Here is a 4106-nt window from a genome sequence, read left to right on the forward strand (position 1 = left end):
AGTGTGATTGCGGGTCGTCTTTCTTACACGTTTGGGCTTGAGGGTCCTTCGGTGAGTGTGGATACGGCGTGTTCGTCGTCGTTGGTGGCGCTGCACCTCGCCGTCCAAGCATTGCGTGCGGGTGAGTGTGAGATGGCGCTCGCGGGTGGGGTGACGGTGATGGCGACACCGGGCGCATTCGTGAATTTCAGCCGTCAGCGTGGACTCTCGCCCGACGGGCGTTGCAAGGCGTTCGGGTCGGGTGCGGACGGTACCGGCTGGGCCGAGGGTGTGGGGATGCTGTTGGTGGAGCGGTTGTCCGACGCCCGGCGTCTGGGGCATCCGGTTCTTGCGGTGGTGCGGGGCAGTGCGGTCAATCAGGACGGTGCGTCCAACGGCCTCACGGCGCCCAATGGGCCGTCGCAGCAGCGTGTCATCAAGCAGGCGCTTGCTTCTGCCGGCCTCACTCCTGCTGATGTCGATGTGGTGGAGGGGCATGGCACGGGGACGTCGTTGGGTGATCCGATCGAGGTGCAGGCGCTCCAGGCGGCCTATGGGCAGAACCGCAGCGGCGAGCGGCCTTTGTGGTTGGGGTCGTTGAAGTCGAACATCGGGCACACGCAGGCGGCGGCGGGTGTGGGCGGGATCATCAAGATGGTGATGGCGTTGCGGGCGGGTGTGCTTCCGCGCACGCTGCACGTGGAGGAGCCGTCGCCGCATATCGACTGGTCGGCGGGCGAGGTGCGTCTGCTCGGTGAGCAGATTGACTGGCCCGAGTCGGGCGGGGCGCGGCGGGCCGGGGTGTCGTCGTTCGGGTTCAGCGGCACCAACGCGCACGTGATTCTGGAGGAGGCTCCGGCACGCTCCGCCGATGAGGGTGCGGTGGAGTCTTCTCTGCCGGTGGTCCCGTGGTTGATCAGCGCCAGGTCGGAGGAAGCTCTGCGGGCGCAGGCCGCGCGGCTGGGGTCGTTTGTTGCGGGGCGGTCTGAGCTGCGGCCGGTGGATGTGGCGTTCTCTCTCGCGACGACGCGTGGGGCGCTGGAGCACCGGGCGGTCGTTGTGGGTGGTGAGCGAGACGAGCTTGTGGCGGGTTTGGGTGAGTTGTCTTTTGGCGGGCCTGTGGTGGAGGGCATGTCCGCTTTCTTGTTCACGGGTCAGGGTGCTCAGCGGTTGGGTATGGGGCGGGAGCTGTATGAGGTGTTCCCGGTGTTCCGGGGTGTGCTGGATGAGGTGTGTGCGGAGCTGGATGGGGTGTTGTCGCGTGGTTTGCGTGAGGTGATGTGGGGTGGGGACGGGGAGGTGTTGTCGCGGACGGAGTTTGCTCAGCCGGCGTTGTTCGCGGTGGAGGTGGGGTTGTTCCGGTTGTTGGAGTCGTGGGGGGTTGTGCCGGATGTGGTGGCGGGGCATTCGATCGGTGAGATCGCTGCTGCTCATGTGAGTGGGGTGTTGTCGCTGGCGGATGCGTGTGTGCTGGTGGCGGCTCGGGGCCGGTTGATGCAGGCGTTGCCCGCTGGTGGGCTGATGGTGGCCGTGCAGGCATCCGAAACAGAGGTACTGCCCCTGCTGGAGGGAGTAGAGGACCGGGTGGGTGTTGCCGCGGTGAACGGGCCCGAGGCCGTAGTGGTATCCGGCGCCGGCGCCGAGGTCGAGGCAGTGGCCGCCGTCCTGGAGGCCAGGGGCCGTCGGGTGAAGCGGCTTGCTGTGAGTCATGCGTTCCACTCGCCGCTGATGGAACCGGTCCTGGAGGACTTCCGTACGCTCGTGGAAGGTCTTTCCTTCCGTGAGCCGTCGGTTCCGTTCGTGTCGGCGGTGACCGGCACGGTGGTGGGCGCGGAGATCGCCGCGCCGGAGTACTGGGTGCGGCATGTACGGGAGGCGGTACGGTTCGCCGACGCGTTGCAGGCCCTGCACGGGCTGGGTGTTCGGCGGTTCGTGGAGGTGGGCCCGGATGCCGTACTGACCGGGCTGGTTGAGCAGACGCTTGAGGTGGATGCTGTTGCGGTGCTGCGGCGGCGGGTGCCCGAGGTGCGGGCGGTTGTCGAGGCGGCTGGTGGTTTCTTCGCGCGGGGTGGTTCGGTCGATTGGTCGGCGGTGCTTGCGGGTGGTCGGCGGGTGGAGTTGCCGACGTATGCCTTCCAGCATGAGCGGTACTGGCTGGATGCCCCGGCCGGGGCCGGTGATGTTGCGGCTGTGGGTCTGAGTGCGACGGGGCATCCGTTGCTGGGGGCTGCGGTGGAGTTGGCCGGGTCGGATCGGATGGTGTTCTCGGGTCGGGTGTCGGTCGCTTCCCAGGGGTGGCTGGCGGATCACGCGGTCTACGGCACCGTTGTGGTGCCGGGGGCTGCACTGGTGGAACTGGCGTTGCGGGCCGGGGACGAGGTCGGCTGCGGTCGGCTGGAGGAGCTGACGCTCCAGGCGCCGCTGGTCCTTTCGGAGGCTGGTGCGGTGCAGCTTCAGGTGTCGGTCGGGGAGGCGGATGCAGAAGGCCGTCGTACGGTCGAGATCCACTCACGTCCTCATGACCTGGTCGGTGCCGGGGCCGGCGAGTGGACCACACACGCGGACGGCTTCCTCAACGAGGCCGACGCGGACATTGTCCCGGTCGCATTTGACGAGGTCTGGCCCCCGCAGGATGCCGGAGTGGTCGGCGTGGGTGACTTCTACGAGGCATTGTCTGGCCGGGGTTTCGACTACGGACCTGTTTTCCAGGGTCTGCGTCGGGTCTGGCGGCGCGGTGACGAGGTGTTCGCCGAGGTCGCGCTGCCGGAGGAGGCCGGAGACGTGGCTGATGCGTTCGGGCTGCACCCGGCGCTGCTGGATGCCGCTCTGCATGCGATGAGCTTTGCCTCTGCTGGGGAGGGTTCGGGCACGATGGTGCCGTTCGCGTGGTCGGGGGTGGCCCTGCACGCCGTGGGTGCCAGGGCGCTGCGGGTGCGGATCACACCGGACGGACGCGGGGGCGTGACCGTGGACCTGTTCGACGAGTCCGGGTTGCCGGTCGCGTCGGTGGAGTCGCTGGTACTGCGTGAGGTGAGTCCGGAGCAGTTGGCGGTCCGGGACGATGCCGATTCCCTGTTCGGGGTGGAGTGGGTTTCCGCGGTCGGTGGTGGCTCGGTGGAGGCCGGTTCGTGGGCGGTGCTGGGTGCCGGCGGTGGGCTTCTGGCCGAGGGTGGCCGGGTGTTCGCGGATGTGGATGGGCTGCTTGCGGCTTCTGGTTCGGTTGTGCCGGGCACGGTTGTTGTGGAGTGTGTGCCGGTTGGGGGTGGTTCGGTTCCGGATGCGGTGCGGGGCGGGCTGACCGACGTACTTGGTCTGGTGCAGCGGTGGGTTGCCGAGGAGCGGTTGGCGGATTCGCGGTTGGTCGTGGTGACGCGCGGCGGTGTGGGTGTGCTGGGTGGTGAGTTGGTGGATGTGCGGGTTGCTCCGGTGTGGGGTTTGGTGCGTGCGGCTCAGTCGGAGTATCCGGGGCGGTTCGTTCTGGCGGATCTCCCGGTGGGCGCGGGTGCGGAGGAGCTGGCTGCCGGACTGGGATGCGGCGAGCCGCAGTGGGCGGTGCGGGACGGGTCGGTTCGTGTCCCGCGTCTGACCCGTGCGCAGGCAGGTATCTCCGGTGTTCCGGCGTTCGGGGAGGGTCCGGTGCTGGTCACCGGGGCGTCCGGAGCGCTGGGCGGTCTCGTGGCCCGGCATCTGGTGTCGGTGCATGGTGTGCGGGAGTTGGTGCTGGTCAGTCGGCGTGGTCCGGCGGCCGAGGGTATGGACCGGCTGGAGGCGGAGCTGGTCGGCCTGGGCGCGGGCGTCGAGAGTGTCGCGTGCGACGTGGCTGACCGTGACGCGTTGGCGCAGGCCCTGGACGGGCGTCGGCTGACGGCCGTGATCCATGCGGCGGGTGTGCTGGATGATGGTGTGCTGGAGTCTCTGGACGCGTCTCGCCTGGACGGGGTGTTGCGTCCGAAGGTGGATGCGGCGTGGAACCTGCACGAGCTGACCCGTGGTGTGGATCTGTCGGCGTTTGTGGTGTTCTCGTCGGCTGCGGGTGTTTTCGGGAACGCGGGTCAGGCGAATTACGCTGCGGCGAACGTGTTCCTGGATGCTCTTGCCCAGTCCCGTCGTGCTGAGGGTTTGCCTGG

1 protein-coding gene is annotated in these 4106 nt (G+C 68.3%); it reads left to right on the forward strand.

Translation table 11 applies throughout. The features are described from left to right. Nucleotides 1-51: 51 nt before the first annotated feature. On the forward strand, nt 52-4106 hold a 4055-nt coding region (locus ACFVFH_RS35670; RefSeq protein ID WP_383777094.1), incomplete at its 3' end, for a type I polyketide synthase.

It is taken from the genome of Streptomyces sp. NPDC057697 (genome assembly GCF_042799335.1).
GTDB lineage: Bacteria > Actinomycetota > Actinomycetes > Streptomycetales > Streptomycetaceae > Streptomyces.